We start from the raw sequence: 17,490 nt of genomic DNA, 5'->3' as shown, positions 1-17,490 counted from the left end.
GTGACCCGGCTAACAAAGTCAACTATTTTTCGAGGCAAGCGGAATGGATGAAGCAATGACTGCAGCGTGGACGAGCGAAGGTGAACCCCTAAAACAACGCCAAGTGATCCAATCCGTCGCGCGGGCTTCGCGCATCCTGCTCGCGGTCGCTCGATCAGCACAAGGACTCACCGCAACTGAGGTCGCGACGGGCCTCGGCCTCGCCATGCCCACGGCCTACCATCTGCTCACGACACTTGAGGAAGAAAAACTACTGAGCAAGGAGTCGGGCAAGCGCTACACCCTCGGCCTGGGCGCCATCGATATCGCGAACTCACCCGGCCTGCGCGTACGCGTCGACGCCAAACACAGACAGGCCCTCAGGCAACTCGCCGAGACCACACGTGAAACGGCATATCTCACCGGCTGGTTCCGCGGGGAGATCCGCATCCTCGCCACGGTTGAAGGATCACAGGCCGTGCGGGTCGCCGGCCTCGAAGTGGGATTCACGGGTGATGTGCACGCACGAGCAAGCGCCAAGGTCCTCCTCGCCTTCGCCGACGAGGAACAGCGCTCATCGATCCTGGACAACCATGAATACACCCGATTCACCCCGATGACGGTGAGCGACCGCGCCGGTCTCGAAGCCCAACTGGCCGAGATACGACGCACCGGAATCCTCTACGACCGTGGCGAATACCGTGAGGATGTTCGGTCCTTGAGCGCCCCGATCCGTAGTGACGGACGCGTCGCCGCTGCCTTGGCGGTCACGGTTCCATCCAGCCGTTACGAGCGTACTGAGGCAGCGCTGGTCGCGGCTCTCCTCTCAGCAGTCTCCTTGGCGCAGCAGTAGGTACGGCGCCACGATATCAGGCCGGTCGCCGTACATCTCTCAGCGGGTTGTCGAAATATTCTTCGCAGATGCCGGGATCAGGGACAGCTTTGATCTACTGCTCACCCTGGCGACCCACGGTCCTGGAAATTTGGACGAGCCCGCCTAGGAGTACGAAGCATCCGCGGGCGGAACAGCGCCCGGTGAATGCTGCTGGTGGCCGGTATCCCTAGGATATTCATGGAGCGGCCAGGGCCGGCCTGGGCACGGCGTGGATCAACCGGTCCGGCGGGCACTACCCCGGATATTTTCAGGCTCCGGACTACACCGTTCCCGGCCTGGACCACCTGGCCTGAGGGCCAAGGAACAGCAATGACGAATCTGGCAGCGCTTAGCCCGCCAGTGGCGACATACCCGAATCCGCAACTCATCACCGCCCGCCATCGGAAGGAACTCCATGACCACCGCCACCACATACTTCGAGCTGAGCGACACCCGCCGGGCCGAAATGCACGATCTGTACCGCCACCTGCACGCACATCCGGAACTGTCCATGCAGGAAACCAGGACGGCCGAGTTCATCCTGCAGAAGCTTCAAGCACTCGGCCTGGAGGCGTTTCTGTGCGGTGGCACCGGCGTAGTAGGCGTCCTCCGGAACGGTGACGGGCCAGTGGTCGGTTACCGCGCAGACACTGACGGTCTTCCCATGCAGGAGGATACAGGGCTCGATTACGCCAGCACCGAAACAGGCACGTTGGCCGACGGGACGGCGGTCCCCGTCATGCACGGATGCGGCCATGACACCCACATCACCGTCGCTCTGACGGCAGCGCAGCTTCTCAGCGAGAACCAGGACACTTGGTCCGGCACCGCCGTCTTCATCTTCCAACCGGGGGAAGAAACGGCCGCCGGTGCAAAGGCAATGGTTGAAGACGGACTCTGGGACAAGGCGCCCACACCGGAGATCATCTACGGCCAGCACGTATGGCCCGGTCTGGCAGGAAGTGTCAACATCAGCAGCGGCACGGCGATGGCGATGGCAGATTCATGGAAGATCACCGTCAGGGGCCGCCAGGCACACGGCTCCCAGCCCGAACAGTCCATTGACCCGATTGTGCTCGGAGCCCACATGGTAGTGCGGATCCAAACCATCGTCGCGCGCGAAATCCACCCCATGAAATCCGCAGTCGTGACCATCGGCACTTTCCATGCCGGCCTGAAGGAGAACATCATCCCGGCCACGGCGGAGTTCTCCGTAAACGTCCGGACCTTTGACGTCGACGTCCGCACCCGCGTGCTCGAATCCCTGCGGCGCATCATCCGCGCTGAAGCCGACGCTTCCGGCGCGCCCGCACCGCTCATTGAAGAGATTTCCAGCTTTCCCCAGTGCTATAACGATCCTGCCTCAGCAGACGCCCTCATCACCGAGCTCCAGGCAACACTGGGAGAAGACCGTGTGAACGTCGTTCCCCCGGTGATGGGCAGTGAGGACTTCGGGCTGCTCGCCGAGGTGCTCGGGGCACCGTCTGTCTACTGGATGTTCGGCGCCTTCTCCCAAGAAAGGCTCGACGCCGAAGGCGACCTGCCGGGCAACCATTCACCGCATTTCGCCCCCGATGTTGAGCCGACGCTGAGCACCGGAGTCCGGGCAGCCTTGACTGCCCTGCTGTCCCGGATGGGGACGTCCCGGGTCCGCCTGTAACGGCGGACGCTGGTTCGCTTTCGGCCACCGATCTGACCTTCGCTATCCGACGTCGGGACAATTCTGCTCGGAGGCCCTGGTGCGCACTTCGCCCGCATCGATGAAGTCGACGGCCGGGCCAACGCGGTCGTGACCGAAGACCGTGAGGACGCATCGGCGCTCGCCGCGGCCGCGGACAGTCTCACCATGTCCGGAGCAGAACTCCCGCGGCTGCGCGGCCTGCCCATGGCCCATAAGGACACCAAAAACACTCAGGGGGCGCCAACCACCTACGGGTCCGTCATTTTTCGGGATTTCGTCCCTGACGTCGAGGACCTGGTCATCGCACGGCTCAACGCATCAGGCGTCGTAACGACAAGGAAGGCCAACGTGCCCCGTCTGAGGCAGGACCACTCACGGTCGCTGAAGTGTTAGGCACGACGGTCAACCTGTACAACCCGGACGTGAGCGCGCGGGGCAGCAGCGGGGGCGCGGCTGCCCCGTTGCCCCCGCATCGAACCCCCGGCGACGGAAGCGATATGGGAGGGTCCCCGCGCATCCCGGCCTCATTCTGCAACATCTCCGGATTCCGGCCGTCGCTGGGAGTGATCCCCTTGGCGCTGACCCACAACTCATGCCCCTGGCTGGCCCGGACGGGAATGATGTGGAGGCATGCGCTGGCCATGGCTTCCGTACCGGACCGGATTCTCTGCGCCCTATTCCTTGTCGGTTACAAGCGGAAGATTCGGGGAACCATTGCAGAGTGACCTGGCTGGTCTGCGGATCGCTTGGTCGGCCGTTTTCGGCTGGACATCCTGGTCGGAAAGGATGTACTGCGCGTCCAAACCAGTTGCAGCGATTCGACGATTTGGGCGCAATCTCGAGGACGCCGCCGCTACGCTGTCACGCGCCTTCAGGGCGCTTGAGCAGATCAGCGTCATGATTCACAACAAAATGAGGGCCCTCGCTGCTTTCACGCCGCGCGCGTGGCGCTTCAGAACCAATTCTGCCCCCTGCGACAGAAGCGCGGAGTTGGAGGTGTATTCATCGGCAGCAAGGTCTCCAGCCATCGACCGGTCTTCAGGGAGGCGGAGATTTCATAGCCATGTCTTCGCGCTATACATCATGCCGTCACTGGCTTAGATGCCCATGTGGCCCCAGTTGTTCGGACCTGCACGTTCTTGGACTATAAAGTTTCTGGATTGGGATCAGCCGTTTGCAGCCACTACTCATTTTTGCAAAGGTCAAGCATTGATGTGAAAAGCCCCTGACCTGCGGAAACACTGTGCCCGAGGTGGGACTCGAACTGCATTCCAGGCCCTGCAAACACTGGGAAGCTGCGGAAACACGCGGAATTCGAAGCAGTACGACTGCTGTAAGGCCCGATCCGAAGCCTTGAGTGTGGACAATGTACACAGCACTTCCTTGCCCCGTCTGCTTCAATCCCTGCCCCCGCGGAGTTGCTCACAATGGCCCTGCTCAGATCGGCCGTGAAGTACATACCCGGCGCCAAAATACCACTTCCACTGTGCGTCTCACCGCGATAAGCGTCCCGGGAATAGGCATTCGGAGGCGGCCACATGCTGCCCGGACTGGTCCGGATTCGCGCCAAAGCTGTTACTGTCTGAGCTCGAGGAGCAGAATTTTAGGTCGCCGAGTAGGTGGTATAGGGCTTTTCTGGTCGGATCTACTGACAGAGTCCGTCTCGTGTACCTTCCGACGCAAATGCCGAGACTATGTCCGGCAGCGGCCTGCCGAGAATCACTTTTTGTGGCAGGGAATTCTGTTGGGCAGGCAGGATGCAGGTTCGCTGGATATCGGTTATTGCCCCGTAAACACAGGTGGACGACCTTCAACAAACGCGGCCATACCTTCAGAAGCGTCCTTGGATGCGAACACAGTGGCTGCTTCAATGTCGGTCAGCGCAATGGTTGGCGCGTCCGTGAAGGAGCCTGGGGTTGCCGCACGGATAAGTCGCTTCGTTGCCTGCACAGCAAGCGGTGCGTTTGCCGCAACAAGTTGGGCTAGGCGGATCGCCTCGGGCAGCACATCGCCGGGAGAAACGACACTATTGACCATTCCCCAGCACGCGGCTTCCTCAGCTGTGAAGAGCCGGCCTGTCAGAAGCAGATCGGATGCGATCTTCTTTGGTAGCTGTTGTGATGCCCGGTGCACACCGCCGCCTGCAGCAAATAGTCCCCGCCTCACCTCTGGAAGACCGAATCGTACCGTTGAGGCGGCAAGGGCGAGATCACAGGCCAGCACGATCTCGAGACCACCTCCCACGGCATCGCCGTTCACCGCTGCAATTAGGGGTTTTGTTATCTTGCGCGTGGCGATCCCTGCGAATCCCCACGTAGGATGTCGAGTTGCCTCAATGGACGCTCCTCTGGCTACAGCCTTCATATCCAGTCCTGCGCAGAATGCCCGTCCGGAACCGGTGATGACACCGATTCGTAGTTCCGGCGACGTTTCGAGTCTCGTCAGCGCTGTGCTGAGTTGGTCGGTCATCGCTCCGTTGACTGCATTGAGTACGTCAGGCCGGTTGAGGGTGACGAGCAGAATTTGACCACGGGCTTCGACCAGCACCTCGCTCCCCCGCTCATCTTGCATCGTGAGCCTTAACCACGATTTCGCTGGCCGGGACACGGATCATCCCCTCTTGGGCAACCGACGCCACCAATTCCCCTCCTCGGTTGTACAGCCGCCCCACAACTAGGCCGCGTTCTCCCCCTGCCCAAGGGCTCTCCTGCACGTACAGTAACCATTCGTCAAGGCCGGCCGGCGCGTGCCACCACATGGAGTGGTCAAGGCTTGCGAGGGACAATCCGGGAGTCGACAACGTTAACCCGTGTCGGAAGATGACGGACTCCAGCACTGTGAAGTCAGTTGCCATGGCAAGGGCCGCGCTGCTCACCGCGTCCGTGTGATTGGGACGGGCAGTAGCACCGCGAGCCCGAAGCCACAACGATTGTCGGGCATTGTCTCCAGATGTTCCCGGATCAAGCTCGCTTGGTACCCGGCGCAATTCCACCGAGTCCCGGTGACCAAATCTGTCAATGTCCGACCCAAAAGTCCTTCGGCCTTGGTTCGCGTTGGGTAAATCTTCCGGATCGGGATACCTACCACTTATCCGGGTCTGATGTTCAAGGCCGACGCGGGTCGCATGGAATGACATTGTTGCTGTGAGTAGGAGCCTGCCCTTCTGATTCGCCCTGATGCCGCGCACAGAGAAGGAGCGTCCGTCACGAATCGTCTCTACGTCATAGTGGATCGGCAGGGAGGCGTCACCAGCGCGTACGAAGTAAGTGTGAAGAGAGTGAGCGAGCCGCTCGGAGATGTCTTCTACTGTCGCTGACGCCGCCATGACCGCCTGTCCGATGAGTTGCCCGCCAAATATACGGCCCTTGGGTCCGGGAACAAGGTTTCCAACGAAAGTACATGGGCGGTCAGGCTCCCGTCTCACTGACACCATGTCGTACAGGTTCATGCTCACTGGCGCGGGCTTTCCGGTGTTCATCAGATGTTGCGTCCGCCGGAGATCTCAAGGGTTATGCCCGTGAGGTAGCTGGACATGTCACTGGCCAGGAAGAGCGCTGCTTGGGCTACCTCTGAAGGCTGACCGAAACGCCCGAGCGGCACGTCAGCCAGGCGCGCTGCCCGTACTTCATCGGTCAGTTTCTGCGTCATGGCGGTCTCAATGATTCCCGGCTGAAGGGCGTTCACGCGCACTCCGGCGAAGCCGACTTCTTTCGCGGCAGCTTTGGTCAGCCCTACTATCCCGGCTTTGGCTGCACTGTAGTTGGTTTGACCGGGGTTGCCGACCTTTCCCGAGATCGATGACATGTTGATGATAGATCCGCCCTGGCCTTGGTCACGCATGAGTGCCGCGGCCGCCCGGGTTCCCAACCATGTACCGCGCAAGTGGACGTCGATCACAAATTCGAAGTCATCCAGGGACATCTTCCGCATCGTCTTGTCACGCGTCACACCTGCGTTGTTCACCATGACATCGAGCCGGCCGAAGGCTGAAGTTGCGAACGTAAGCAACCGGTCAACATCGTCCTCGGAGGTCACATCGCAGGCGACGCCTTGCGCACGTGCCTCAGGTCCAAGTCTTGCGGCAGCGGCATCCGCCGCCGCGCCATCGAGGTCTCCGAGGACGACATTTGCTCCTTGGGCGAAGAACGCTTGGGCGATGGCGAAGCCGAGACCGTTGGCTCCGCCGGTGATCACCGCGGTGCGGCCAGCAAGAAGTGATGTCATGAGGGGTCTCCTAGTAGTACAACGTTTTATCCGAGTGGTTGCCTGCGATATGTGGTCAGGTGACAAGGAGCGAGACCGTGTCAGCGACACATCCGGGCGCGTCATTACCCTCAATTTCGATGGTATTGCGCACGACGACACGAGCACCTGTGGGTGTTGTATCCACGCTGGTGAGGTGTGCCCGCATTCGAATGCGGGAACCGATGAGGACAGGAGCCGGGAATCGCACGCGGTCCAGGCCGTAGTTCACCTTCATCTTGAAGCCAGCGAACGCGTATGCATCCATAGCGAGTAAAGGCAGGAGTGAAAGTGTGAAATACCCATGTGCAATAGTCCCGCCGTATGGTCCCTTCGCGGCTCGTTCCGTGTCCAGATGGATCCACTGATGGTCCCCGGTAACATCTGCAAACTGTCGCACGGCTGTCTGCGTGACCGTGTGCCAGGACCCCACACCGAGTTCCTTCCCGAGAGCTGCATGTACCCCGGTTACACCGTTGAGGGTCCGCATGCTACTTTGACCCTGCTTCGGCGGACATCTGAACAAGGTCAAGTTTGCGGATCTTGCCGGTTGGTGTTTTCGGCATGGAGTCGACCAGATGCAGCCTGGCGGGGATCTTGAACGCGGCCGCCTGCGAACGCATCCATTCCAGGAGTTCCTGGCCGGTTACTTCGACTCCATTCCGCAGCACCACGAAAGCCTCCGGGACCTCGCCCAGGTCCGTATCGGGTGAACCGATCACGGCGGCTTCAAGCACTGCCTCGTGCGAGGAGAGCAGCCGCTCTATCTCACCGGGGTAGATGTTCTGGCCACCGCGAATAATCAGCTCACGTTTGCGGTCTACGATGCTCAAACGACCATTGTTGAACACGCCGATGTCACCGGTCCTCAACCAGCCGTCCTCCACTGGGCGCGGTTCGCTGGTACCTACGTAGGCTGAGAACACGGACTCGCCGCTGATGAGTATCTCGCCGCGGCCGTCGGGCTCGCCCGAGGGTGCGAGCTTCACCTGCACACCAGGTACGACAAGGCCTGCTGAGGAGAAGTCTCCGTTGTTCGCGTCCTTCGTACCGATCCGATTCTGGGATGCGATTGCGGTGCCTTCGGTGAGACCGTAGCCAAAGTACAGGAACGCTTGAGGGAAGACACTCCAAGCGTCTGCGGCAATCTGCGTCGGACTCGCGGCAGCCCCGATGCCCAGGGTGATCGGATGGTTGTACCGGACACCAGCCTGATACAGCCTCGTCATCATTGTCGGTACCAGCGGCAGGAACGTGGGTTTGGAGTCCTCCAATGCGCGACGGACGTTATCTGGCGAGAAGCGGCGAAGCAGCCGCATCGTCGCCCCAGTCATCGCGAGCATGTTAATGCCCTGGTTCAGCGCGTAGGTGTTGAAAATCGGCAACGTGAGCAGGATGACATCCTGCCTTCCGACCCCGATCCAGCGGTACGTGGCGTCGTAGTTGGCGGCCAGATTCCGGATGCTGAGCTGCACCCCTTTGGGACGGCCTGTGGATCCGGACGTTTGCAGCACGAGGGCAGGATCGTCGTTGTCCAGCGTTGCCATCTGCGGAGCTTGCGCTTGGGCTCCAATCGTGTGGAATTCCCCGTCGATGAGATATCCGCCTGCGGACGAACTGCTCACATCGATCGGAGTGTCGCTAACCAGGAAGGAGATACCGAGGTTATCCACCACGTCGAGCACCTCGCTCTGGCGCATGCCCCGGTTGAGAGGAACGACGACGCCGCCGAGGTAAAACACCGCGTACTGGTAGATCACGAAGTTCGGCGTGCTGTCAATGAAGAGCCCGACACGGGTGCCTGGAGAGATCCGCTCGGCCAGTGTGGCTGCAGCACTGAGTATTGCGTCTCGCAGCTCCGCGTATGAATACGACGCGTCGTCGGTGACGATCGCCGGCTTTCCCGGCTGAGAGAACGCCCAGTCGAGGAGCGGCAGAGCCCGGTTCATACTTTCACTCCGGAGTTGAACCAGGCGATAGCACCCTTGAGGCCAAGTTCAGCAATCTTGTCGGTCATCGCATGTGTAGACGGTGAGGTGTGCGCGATTGCATCCCACTCGGCGCCCATGAGAACCGATTCGCGGAATCCCTGTTGGTCGAGCTGCCGATTGAGGGCCAGCTTTTTAAGGCGCAGCAAATCCAAGGGCATCCTCGCAATGTTCGTTGCCAGCTCCTGCGCACTCTCCAGCACAGTTCCGGCCGGCACTGCCGTGTTTGCCCAGCCCAAGGCCGCAGCTTCGCTCCCGCTCATCCGGCTGCCCGCAATGAAGGAGAGCTCCTTCGCCTTTTTAGGCCCGATCAACCACGCCGTCGGCGGACTCAGCAATCCTCCGCCGAGCGGGATGGCGGGCCAGCCGATCACGGCGGACTCGCTGACAACCGTGATGTCTGTGCAGACCGAGAGGATGGTTGCTCCACCCATGCAGTACCCCTCTATTGCCGCGATCACGGGCTTGGGGGTATCCCACACAGCGAGCCATCGATCGATGTTGCGACGAAGGGATGCCCAATCGGCATACGGCTCGTGGCCCGCAGCTGCGTCCGAATATCCGTTCGCCGGTTCGACGTCATAGCCGACACTGAAATTGTTGTCCGCGCCCGAGATGACAATAACCGAGACGTCGTCGTTCCTGCCCAGCTCGGCGATCGTGGTCGAGAATGCGTCAAGCATCGGATCATTCAATGCATTCAGCTTTTGTGGTCGATTCAGCACCACGTGTGCGATGCGTTCGTCGATCGTCGTAGTTACCAGTTGCGTCAAGTCATTCTCCTTTGAATTCGACAGCGTCGAGGTCACCCTTGCTCAAAAAGGTCTGCACGGCAGCTTTGTGGTCCGCTGTCGCTGCGAGGACACCCTGCGCGAGCGATTCACGGTCCAAGGCGTCGGCCAAGGAGCCCTCCATGGCGCGGTTGGCAAGCAATTTGGTCAGTCCGAGGGCCAGCGGCGCCTTCCTGGCGAGAGTTGCACAATAGTCCACGGCGGCCCGATCGAAGTCCTCCTCAAGGATCTCCGCCACGAAGCCGAGTTGCCGTCCTTCCTGGGCGGTGAAGCGGTGACCGGTAAGCAGTGCCGACTTCGCCCGGTGCAGTCCGATCGACTGGGCCAGCAGGTAGGTGCCACCCATGTCCGGCATGAGGCCCATTCTGACGAATGATTGTTGGAACCAGGCGGTGGGTGCCGCGAGGATGATGTCACTTGCCAGTGCAATGTTGAATCCGGCGCCGGAGGCGATACCGTTCACTGCGGCGACGACCGGCTTCTGCAGGTCTGTTATGCCTTCTGTGATTTGGCGGCCAAATGTCAGGACATCATTCGTCTGCGAAGGGGTGCGTATACCCATGCCTCTTACGTCACCTCCAGCGCAGAAGGCGCGGCCTGTTCCCGTGATGAGGACCACGCGGGCATTGGGGTCAGTTGCTATGGAGCGCAGGGCCGTCACGAGCTGCTCTTTCACTTCGTCATCAAGGGCGTTCAGCGTTTCGGTCCCGTTCAGGAGCAGCCGGACCACACCGGGCGCCGGCCGGTCTATCTCAAGGACGGTCATGGTTCTCCCCAAGTAGCGAATCCAGTTCAATGACGTGGTCGAGGAAATGGTGGAGGCCTACCTCCCAGGTGAAACCGACGCCCCCGTGGACCTGGATTCCGAGCTCGATCGCGGTGCGGGAGAGCGCGAAGGCCTGGTGTGCCCAACGGCCGGCGTTCTCGGGCTCGTGTGCAGCCGCGATTGCTGCCGTCCATGCTTGTTCCCGTGCGATGTGGGCGTTGGCGAGATGATGGCGGACGGCTTGGAATGCCTTAATCTTTTGACCGAACTGCTCCCGCGTCTGCGCCCATTCGACGGCCTTGGTGATCACGGCGTCGGCGGCGCCGACTGCAACGGCTGCGAATGCGGCGCCGGCCTCGGCCAGCTGCCGGTCCGTGAGCCCCACGGTTTCCTCCGGGAAGACCGCCATCGGGACGAGCAGCGAGAAGATCTGTGTGGAAGTCGGACTCGCCGTTACTAGCGATCCGGTGCCGTCAAGGACGATGAGACCCGCCGTGTAATAGGGGACCACGGTCTCTGACCCGCGGTGGAATACGGGGACAGCTCCTCGTGCCAGTTGCTCTTCGTCAAGATCGAACCAGCGCCCGGCAAGCAGGGTCGGAACGAGCGGTGTTGAGTACGGGAACCGGCCCGTTACCCGTGCGACTTCGAGTATCTCGCGGAGTTCCATCCCGTTCTCCGAATCAGCGGAAATCGTCTGCCAGCCACCGTCGGCAAGTAGACCCCATATGCTCTGATTCGGTGCGGGTGGTGCGCCGTCGGCACTCCGCAGGATTTCGGCGACGTTCTCAGCGACCATCGTTCCGACCTCTTCAACGATTGTTGCCATGTTTATCTCGCCACTTTCAATACGCGGTCGGTGATGATGTTGCGTTGGATCTCATTTGTGCCTGAATAAATCGACATTGCTTTCGACGCCAGGTAGTTGTGCCTCCAGTAGTCGCGATGCTGTGCACAGCGGCTGTCGAGTCCAAGCCTGGTCGCGTCCTGGATCAGCTCGCTCCACTGCACTTTGAGGACCGAACCGGCGACGAACCAGTCTTCACCAGCGGCCTTCTCTTCTGTGGCGCGGATGATGTGCCAACGCAATAGTTCACGCCGTTCCTGCAACCGGGCAGCATCGCCCTGCATGTGGGTCGCGCAGCATCGGTTCAGCAAATCGATCTGCGCGGTTGCTTCAACCAGCCGGGTCGCAGCTTCTGTCGTGCCACGTTCGTTGCTCAGCACCGTCATCGCAACCGCCCAGCCCTCATGTTCCTCGCCGACAAGGTCTTCGTCAGCAACGAATACATCAGTAAAGAACACGTCGCTGAACTCCTCCTCGCCATTGATTTGGCGGATGGGACGCGCGTCAACACCGTCCTGCTCCATGTCGAGCAGGAAGAAGCTGAGGTTGTGATGCCGCGGCAACCCAGAAGAGCTCTTGGCGAGCATCAGACAGCGCTTCGAGTACTGGGCGAAACTGGTCCATGTCTTTTGGCCGGTGATCAGGTAGCCCCCATCGACCTTCGTCGCTGTTGTGCTCACAGCGGCGAGGTCAGAGCCGGCACCGGGCTCTGAAAAACCTTGGCACCATATCTCTGAAGCGTCGAGGATGCGGGGTAGATATTTTTCCTTCTGTTCAACGGATCCTGCAGCCATGATTGTCGGCCCTGCGAGTACGCGGCCGATGCGGCCGAATCCCTCCGGGGCGTTCGCCCGCGAGGATTCCTCGTAATAGATGAGTTCCTCAATCGGTCCGAGGCCGCGCCCGCCATACTGCGTTGGCCAGGAAAGCCCTGCGTGTCCTTCTTTATAAAGTGCTACGTCCCAGTCCATCTGGATCTGCTGAACCTCGTCCGGGCTCAGGGACTGGCGGTCGGTGCGCCAGATTTCGGGGACCGCGCCGTCAACCCAGGCGCTGACCTCCTGCCTGAATCGTGCCGCGGCGGGGTCGTCAAATCGTGTAATGCTCATGTGCGGTCACTGCTCCTGGGTAGTTTGAGGGTCGATGAGCCGAGTAGGTCCGGGGAGGCGGTAACCATGCGCACTGCCAGGTCGCCATACATGGCGCCCACCTCTGCGGCGCTCAGCCGTCCGCCGGGACGCCACCAGTTGGTGACGGACTCGCCCATGCCAAGGATTGCGAAAGCCGCCGGAGTTTCATCGACCCACCGGAAGTCGCCGGATTCCATCCCCTCTCGAATGATGTCTTTGAAGAGCTGCTCATACGACTTCAGCATCGCCCGCAGTGAGGTGCGGACGTCCTCATTGAAATGGATCAGGCTGTCGCGGAACATTACTACATGGGGCGAGCTGGCGTAATGAACGACGTGGGCCTCCACCGCTGCCGCCAGACGCGCGCTTGGGGAAGGGTCTGCGGCCTCAAGTGCCGTCACGACCGAGTTATGCAATGCTTCAGTTCCTGCGCGGATCATTTTCTCGACGAGCGCCTGCTTTGATGTGGTGTAGTTGTAGATGCTTTGTGCTTCGATACCCACCTCTTTGGCAATCTGGCGTAGCGTCATGCCGGTGTAACCCCACGTGTTGAACAGCCTCGTCGCAGACTCGATAATTCGTTCTTCGGTTCCATTCGTGTCCACGCGCATTTTTACTTCTCTCCGACCGATAGATGCCGGTCAATCAGTTGTGGTTTCGAAACAAGTTCGTCAGGGGGGCCAGCCCACACCATTTGGCCAGTTTCCAGAATGTGTACGCGGTCTGCGAGACCGGTCACGAAACTGAAGTTCTGCTCGGTGATCAGGATTCCCACATCGAACTGGGCGGGCAACGCACCGATGGCGGCTTGAAGCTGTTCGACGATCAGCGGCGCGAGGCCCTCTGTCGGTTCATCCAGCAGCAGATAATCAGGCGCGCTCATCAGAGCCCTGGCGATAGTAACCGCCTGCTGTTCTCCGCCGCTGAGTTCGTAGCCTCGGCGTTTCATGAGCTTCTCGACCAGGGGGATGTTGGTGAGGACTCGATCGAGCTGATCCTTCGGTGCCGTCTTGGACCTCGCCAGATCCAGGTTCTCTGCCACGCTCAGGGCGGTAAAGATGCGGCGGTTATCCGGCACCCATGCGACTCCATGACGGGCCACTTTGTAGGCGGGAAATTTGCCCAGCGAGACGTTGTTAACGCTGATCTCGCCTCTTAGGGTCAGCTCCGGGTCATGGATGATTGCCTTTAGCAGTGTCGTTTTACCGGCGCCGTTCCGGCCGAGCAGTCCGACCGTTTCACCTTTGGCAACCGTGATCGACACATCCGTGAAGGCGACGGCGAGTCCGTATGAGGCGGACAGGGATTTAACGACCAGTTCGTTCATGATGGACCCGCCTCATAGGAATTGCCGAGATAGATCTCGCGGGTGAGAGGGTGGTCGCGCACAGTGGCAGGCTTCCCTTCGAGCGCTATTCGACCGTTTGCCATGAGTACAACCCTGTCTGCGAGAGCGAAGACAAGGTTCATGTCGTGCGCTGTAATCACTACGGTCATGTCCGGCCGGGACTCGCGCAACCGCTGCACCAGCTGCACCGTTCGTGGAATGTCTTCCGCCCCCATGCCCGCCGTTGGCTCATCCATCAGCAACATAGAGGGGTTCTGGACCAGTGCCATGGCCAGTTCGAGCCCCTTGCGGTCACCATGGGCGAGAGTGCTCGATGACTGGTGCCGTCGGCTTTCGAGGCCGACTGCCTCAAGGACTGAGGTAATGCTGCCGTCAGGACGGGGTGTCCGAGAAAGTGGTTTGCAGTACATACCCTTGCGCGCGTCCCTCGCGATTACCAGGTTCTGCTCAACGCTCTTCTCGGGGAAGTAGCGGGCAATCTGAAAGGTCCTTGCGACGCCCATGTGCGCCAGGTGCTTCGCTCCTGCCCGGGTCACGTCTTTGCCGAACAGGGACACCGCGCCCTTCGTAGCGCGGTGCTCCCCAGCCATCACACCGAACAACGTAGTCTTGCCGGCGCCGTTCGGTCCGATGATTGCCACCGTCTCTCCGGTCGATATGGAAAGGGACACATCTTGAACGACGGGTGGACCGCCGTAGTTTTTATAGACGTTTTTAAGTTCGAGCACCGTCATCGTCGACTCCTCATCTTCTTCAGGACGCCGCGCAGCGCCGCCAGCACACCGAGCACGCCGCTGGGGAAGACCAGAACCACAGCGAGCAGGATGATGCCGAGGTAAAGGGTGCCATGGGACGAGCCGCCGAAGACCAGTGCATTGATGAACTGGAACAGAATTGCTCCGATGGCGGGCCCCCAGAACTTCATCATTCCACCCAGCAGAGCCATAATGATTATTTGTCCACTGAAGGTAAAGGCCAACGAGCTGGGGGTCACAATGCCGCCTTGCTGTGCGAAGAGCCCGCCTGCCAAACCAGCTACAGCGCCGGCCAGAGTAAAGGCAGCGAGCCGCATCGACCTCACCGGGATTCCGATGGCCGCAGCTTTAATCGGATCGTCCCGGATGGCGTTCAAGCTCTCACCGAAGGCTGACAGATGGATGCGTCGCAGAATAGCCATCACAACGGCCACCAAGATGACCGAGTACCACCAGAATGAGCTGGGAGGTGTGATGTTGGTCCCGAAAAAACTTCCGCGAGGAATACCGAAGATGCCGTTGTCACCTTGCAATGCCGGAATCCGGAACGTCAGAAGATAGGCGATCTGTCCGACAATCATCGTGAGCATGGCGAACTCGACCTTGGCCAGCCGCTGCCCTAACAGCCCGATGATCAGAGCCGCGGTCCCGGCTATGACGGCCGAGACGGCCAGGAACGCGAGGGGCCCCCATGCTTCGGCCTTCAGCAAGGCTGTCGTGTATGCGCCCATTCCAAAGAACGCGGCATGGCCAAAGGAATAAATGCCGGACCACCCGAAGAGCACGCCCAGGCTGGTCGCCAAGAGTGCGTAGATAATTGAGATACTCAAAATGTATTGGCCGTTTGCCGGCATCATCAGGTACGCGAGGCTTGCCACAACCAAAAAGATCAAAGGTTCGTATACCGGACGCAGATCGTACCGTGAAACCCTAACTGCGGACTTCGTCGGCGGTTCCGCTGGGGCATGCGCAATCGAGTGCGTGTTTGTACTCATGCCGCCCTCCCCAGTTTCGCACTGCCAAGAAGTCCGCGTGGCCGTATAAGGAGCACGGCGGCAACGAGGATATAGAACGTAAAGCCAGTGAGGAACGGCATATAGGCCACGGCGAACGCCTCGCTGACGCCGACAATGAGAGCAGCAACGAGCGAACCTGTCACTGATCCCAAACCGCCGATGATCACAATGGCAAAGCTCTGCAGGATAAATGCATGGCCAAGGCCGGGAGACACCGACACGTTAGGAGCAATGAGGGCGCCTGCCAACCCCGCCAAGGCGCTGCCGATCCCAAACACCAGGAGCATGACGGCCTTCGTGTTGAGCCCGACAGCTTCCCCCATCGTCTGATCCTGTGCTACGGCTCGCACGCCACGTCCGAACCTGCTCTTGTTGATGAGCAGAAACAGCCCGACGGCGATTAAGGCACCGACCACTACCAGCATCGCGTCATAGACGGGGATGGTCGCACCAAGGACCTGGATGCTGCCAGAAAGGGCAGTTGGCTTATCGATGGAACGTGGAGTGTTTCCCCAGATCACCTCCGCAGCGCCTTCAACGATCAACAGGACTGCGAACGTGGCCAGCAGCATGGTGATGTGATCTCTGCGGTATAGCCGGCGCACCACGGTGCTCTCGGTGACCAGCCCCAGGGCAGTGACCACCGCAGTGCCTGCCAGGATCGCTAGGAGAAACGCCGGGATGCTCGGAACGCTTGAGCCAATGAGTGTCGCTGCGATCAGGGCGCCCACGACGAAGAACGATCCGTGGGCGAAGTTCAGCACACCGATAACACCATAGATCAACGTCAGTCCGCTGGCCACCAGGAAGAGTGGCACTCCGTAGGCCACCCCGCTGATGAGCGTTGAAATCATGGTGAACGTCACTTCCTCAGGACGACGGTCTCAAGGACCTTGACGTTTTCCGTGGCGGAGGTGTCACCCACGGTGTTGGTGATCACTACAGGGGCATCTGACTGGTGCGAGGTGGCATCGATGGTCAGCTTGCCGCCGGGGGTTTCGAAGCTCAGACCGGCGAGTGACTCCACCACCTTCGCTGTTTCGGCGGAACCGGCCTTCTCAATCGCTGCCTTCATACCCAGAACGCCGACGTAGGCGTCGTAGCTCCAGTCAACAGGCATTTTGCCGGTCTTGGCCTTGAAGTCATCGACGAACTTTTTGTTCGACTCGGTGTCGAAGGCTGCGTAGTTGTAGTCGTAGGAGTTCCACACTTCGGGAGCAACACCGTTAAGGGTTCGGGCGATCGGATAGTAGCCGCCCGGGTTGGCAATGACTGCGAATTTTGAGGAGAGGTCATATGGAGCAGCCTGCTGGAGGAAACTTCCGGTTCCGGAGCTGAAAGTGCCCAGGTAGAGGGCGCTCTTCTTCGGGTCGCTGACGCCATTCACGAGTTTCTGTACCTGGAGACCGAAATTCTGCTCGCCGATCGGGACGAAGGTCTCGCTGGTTACCTTCACGGGAACCCCTTCGTTCTTGAGCTCCTTCTGGAAGAGACCCCACTGGGTTGTACCGGTCACGTAGTTGTAACCGAACGCTGAATAATCGGTAGCCTCAGGGAACTTCTCAGCAATAGTCTTTGCCAACGGGCCGATCAGAGCAGAATCGTTGTTACTGGTCCGGAAGAAGTTCCGGTATGGGGCTGCCTGCCCGTCCTTCCCGGTGAGCCCGTCATTCGTACACCCGGTCGCCACCATGGCAATGTCCATGCCTTCCAGGGTGGGAGCAACTGCAAGGCAACTCGCACTTGAAAGCATTCCAACGATCAGGTTCACTCCCTGGTTCGACAGGTTCCGCACCGCAGCTGCCGCGGTTTCAGGCGTAGTCTGCTCATCCTGGACCACCAGTTTCAGCTGGCGTCCCAGCACGCCGCCCGTGGCGTTGATCTGCTCGACCGCGACTTCGGCGCCCGCCACCTGGTTCTCACCAATCTCGGCGAGGGGTCCCGTTTTCGGCCCGATCACGCCGATCGTAATGGGATCAGTGCTGCTGCTTCCGGCTGTTCCGCCCGATGCGCACGCCGACATGGCCGCGATCGTTCCTACTGCGGTAGCTACGGCAAAGGAACGTTTCATAA

At 60.3% G+C, this 17,490-nt stretch carries 19 protein-coding genes; 4 read left to right on the top strand and 15 right to left on the bottom strand.

Annotation, left to right across the window (positions count from 1 at the left end; all coding sequences use genetic code 11):
- Positions 1–43: 43 nt before the first annotated feature.
- The 4 genes from ACIQC0_RS06850 (at position 44) to ACIQC0_RS06835 (ending at position 3,259) form a co-directional block, all read left to right on the top strand.
- Complete coding sequence (locus tag ACIQC0_RS06850) at positions 44–832, top strand: IclR family transcriptional regulator (RefSeq protein WP_400533582.1); 789 nt, start codon at positions 44–46, stop codon at positions 830–832.
- A 436-nt stretch (positions 833–1,268) separates the two neighbouring features.
- Positions 1,269–2,513: an amidohydrolase gene (locus tag ACIQC0_RS06845; RefSeq protein ID WP_400533579.1), complete on the top strand. Its 1,245-nt coding sequence runs from the start codon at positions 1,269–1,271 to the stop codon at positions 2,511–2,513.
- Positions 2,514–2,573: 60 nt separating this feature from the next.
- Positions 2,574–2,927: an amidase family protein gene (locus tag ACIQC0_RS06840; protein ID WP_400533914.1), complete on the top strand. Its 354-nt coding sequence runs from the start codon at positions 2,574–2,576 to the stop codon at positions 2,925–2,927.
- Entirely contained in the window at positions 2,921–3,259 is a 339-nt protein-coding gene (locus ACIQC0_RS06835; RefSeq protein ID WP_400533576.1) for an amidase family protein, read from the top strand. Before ACIQC0_RS06840 ends, ACIQC0_RS06835 begins: the two co-directional genes overlap by 7 nt.
- Positions 3,260–4,313: 1,054 nt before the next feature.
- Here ACIQC0_RS06835 and ACIQC0_RS06830 read toward each other — a convergent pair.
- The 15 genes from ACIQC0_RS06830 to ACIQC0_RS06760 are packed head-to-tail and all read right to left on the bottom strand — an operon-like array spanning position 4,314 to position 17,488.
- Entirely contained in the window at positions 4,314–5,081 is a 768-nt protein-coding gene (locus ACIQC0_RS06830) for an enoyl-CoA hydratase-related protein (RefSeq protein WP_400533573.1), read from the bottom strand.
- A gap of 13 nt (positions 5,082–5,094) precedes the next feature.
- Positions 5,095–5,967, bottom strand: a complete 873-nt coding sequence (locus tag ACIQC0_RS06825) for an acyl-CoA thioesterase (protein WP_400533911.1) — start codon at positions 5,965–5,967, stop codon at positions 5,095–5,097.
- 44 nt (positions 5,968–6,011) lie between these two features.
- Complete coding sequence (fabG, locus tag ACIQC0_RS06820; RefSeq protein ID WP_400533570.1) at positions 6,012–6,758, bottom strand: 3-oxoacyl-ACP reductase FabG; 747 nt, start codon at positions 6,756–6,758, stop codon at positions 6,012–6,014.
- A gap of 55 nt (positions 6,759–6,813) precedes the next feature.
- Positions 6,814–7,266 (bottom strand): MaoC family dehydratase, encoded by a 453-nt coding sequence (locus ACIQC0_RS06815; RefSeq protein WP_400533568.1) that lies wholly within the window; start codon positions 7,264–7,266, stop codon positions 6,814–6,816.
- Position 7,267: 1 nt separating this feature from the next.
- Complete coding sequence (locus ACIQC0_RS06810; protein WP_400533565.1) at positions 7,268–8,725, bottom strand: class I adenylate-forming enzyme family protein; 1,458 nt, start codon at positions 8,723–8,725, stop codon at positions 7,268–7,270.
- Complete coding sequence (locus ACIQC0_RS06805) at positions 8,722–9,537, bottom strand: enoyl-CoA hydratase-related protein (RefSeq protein WP_400533562.1); 816 nt, start codon at positions 9,535–9,537, stop codon at positions 8,722–8,724. Before ACIQC0_RS06805 ends, ACIQC0_RS06810 begins: the two co-directional genes overlap by 4 nt.
- A 1-nt stretch (position 9,538) precedes the next feature.
- Positions 9,539–10,321 carry an enoyl-CoA hydratase/isomerase family protein gene (locus ACIQC0_RS06800; RefSeq protein ID WP_400533559.1) on the bottom strand — a complete coding sequence of 261 codons (783 nt, stop codon included), beginning with the start codon at positions 10,319–10,321 and terminating at the stop codon, positions 9,539–9,541.
- Positions 10,308–11,150, bottom strand: a complete 843-nt coding sequence (locus tag ACIQC0_RS06795) for an acyl-CoA dehydrogenase family protein (RefSeq protein ID WP_400533556.1) — start codon at positions 11,148–11,150, stop codon at positions 10,308–10,310. The genes ACIQC0_RS06800 and ACIQC0_RS06795 overlap by 14 nt, the downstream gene beginning before the upstream one ends.
- Before the next feature lie 2 nt (positions 11,151–11,152).
- Positions 11,153–12,277, bottom strand: coding sequence for an acyl-CoA dehydrogenase family protein (locus ACIQC0_RS06790; RefSeq protein WP_400533553.1), 1,125 nt, complete (start codon positions 12,275–12,277; stop codon positions 11,153–11,155).
- A complete protein-coding gene (locus ACIQC0_RS06785) occupies positions 12,274–12,909 on the bottom strand; it encodes a TetR/AcrR family transcriptional regulator (protein ID WP_400533550.1) in 636 nt (211 codons plus the stop codon). The genes ACIQC0_RS06790 and ACIQC0_RS06785 overlap by 4 nt, the downstream gene beginning before the upstream one ends.
- A 2-nt stretch (positions 12,910–12,911) precedes the next feature.
- Positions 12,912–13,625, bottom strand: coding sequence for an ABC transporter ATP-binding protein (locus ACIQC0_RS06780; RefSeq protein ID WP_400533547.1), 714 nt, complete (start codon positions 13,623–13,625; stop codon positions 12,912–12,914).
- Positions 13,622–14,380: an ABC transporter ATP-binding protein gene (locus tag ACIQC0_RS06775; protein WP_400533544.1), complete on the bottom strand. Its 759-nt coding sequence runs from the start codon at positions 14,378–14,380 to the stop codon at positions 13,622–13,624. The genes ACIQC0_RS06780 and ACIQC0_RS06775 overlap by 4 nt, the downstream gene beginning before the upstream one ends.
- Complete coding sequence (locus tag ACIQC0_RS06770; protein ID WP_400533541.1) at positions 14,377–15,396, bottom strand: branched-chain amino acid ABC transporter permease; 1,020 nt, start codon at positions 15,394–15,396, stop codon at positions 14,377–14,379. Before ACIQC0_RS06770 ends, ACIQC0_RS06775 begins: the two co-directional genes overlap by 4 nt.
- Positions 15,393–16,271 carry a branched-chain amino acid ABC transporter permease gene (locus ACIQC0_RS06765; protein WP_400533538.1) on the bottom strand — a complete coding sequence of 293 codons (879 nt, stop codon included), beginning with the start codon at positions 16,269–16,271 and terminating at the stop codon, positions 15,393–15,395. The genes ACIQC0_RS06770 and ACIQC0_RS06765 overlap by 4 nt, the downstream gene beginning before the upstream one ends.
- An 8-nt stretch (positions 16,272–16,279) precedes the next feature.
- Positions 16,280–17,488 carry an ABC transporter substrate-binding protein gene (locus ACIQC0_RS06760; RefSeq protein ID WP_400533535.1) on the bottom strand — a complete coding sequence of 403 codons (1,209 nt, stop codon included), beginning with the start codon at positions 17,486–17,488 and terminating at the stop codon, positions 16,280–16,282.
- Positions 17,489–17,490: the final 2 nt, after the last annotated feature.

It is taken from the genome of Pseudarthrobacter sp. NPDC092419 (assembly GCF_044755045.1).
GTDB lineage: Bacteria > Actinomycetota > Actinomycetes > Actinomycetales > Micrococcaceae > Arthrobacter.
The sequence above is the reverse complement of the archived record's forward strand: the minus strand, read 5'-3'. Positions and strand labels throughout refer to the sequence as shown.

Excerpts from the sequence above, each read along its gene's own strand:
- ACIQC0_RS06790 (WP_400533553.1), bottom strand. The coding sequence starts at position 12,277 with ATGAGCATTACACGATTTGACGACCCCGCCGCGGCACGATTCAGGCAG.
- ACIQC0_RS06815 (WP_400533568.1), bottom strand. The coding sequence starts at position 7,266 with ATGCGGACCCTCAACGGTGTAACCGGGGTACATGCAGCTCTCGGGAAG.
- ACIQC0_RS06775 (WP_400533544.1), bottom strand. The coding sequence starts at position 14,380 with ATGACGGTGCTCGAACTTAAAAACGTCTATAAAAACTACGGCGGTCCA.
- ACIQC0_RS06795 (WP_400533556.1), bottom strand. The coding sequence starts at position 11,150 with ATGGCAACAATCGTTGAAGAGGTCGGAACGATGGTCGCTGAGAACGTC.
- ACIQC0_RS06825 (WP_400533911.1), bottom strand. The coding sequence starts at position 5,967 with ATGGTGTCAGTGAGACGGGAGCCTGACCGCCCATGTACTTTCGTTGGA.
- ACIQC0_RS06800 (WP_400533559.1), bottom strand. The coding sequence starts at position 10,321 with ATGACCGTCCTTGAGATAGACCGGCCGGCGCCCGGTGTGGTCCGGCTG.
- ACIQC0_RS06845 (WP_400533579.1), top strand. The coding sequence starts at position 1,269 with ATGACCACCGCCACCACATACTTCGAGCTGAGCGACACCCGCCGGGCC.
- ACIQC0_RS06765 (WP_400533538.1), bottom strand. The coding sequence starts at position 16,271 with ATGATTTCAACGCTCATCAGCGGGGTGGCCTACGGAGTGCCACTCTTC.
- fabG (WP_400533570.1), bottom strand. The coding sequence starts at position 6,758 with ATGACATCACTTCTTGCTGGCCGCACCGCGGTGATCACCGGCGGAGCC.
- ACIQC0_RS06760 (WP_400533535.1), bottom strand. The coding sequence starts at position 17,488 with ATGAAACGTTCCTTTGCCGTAGCTACCGCAGTAGGAACGATCGCGGCC.
- ACIQC0_RS06785 (WP_400533550.1), bottom strand. The coding sequence starts at position 12,909 with ATGCGCGTGGACACGAATGGAACCGAAGAACGAATTATCGAGTCTGCG.
- ACIQC0_RS06850 (WP_400533582.1), top strand. The coding sequence starts at position 44 with ATGGATGAAGCAATGACTGCAGCGTGGACGAGCGAAGGTGAACCCCTA.
- ACIQC0_RS06770 (WP_400533541.1), bottom strand. The coding sequence starts at position 15,396 with ATGAGTACAAACACGCACTCGATTGCGCATGCCCCAGCGGAACCGCCG.
- ACIQC0_RS06810 (WP_400533565.1), bottom strand. The coding sequence starts at position 8,725 with ATGAACCGGGCTCTGCCGCTCCTCGACTGGGCGTTCTCTCAGCCGGGA.
- ACIQC0_RS06780 (WP_400533547.1), bottom strand. The coding sequence starts at position 13,625 with ATGAACGAACTGGTCGTTAAATCCCTGTCCGCCTCATACGGACTCGCC.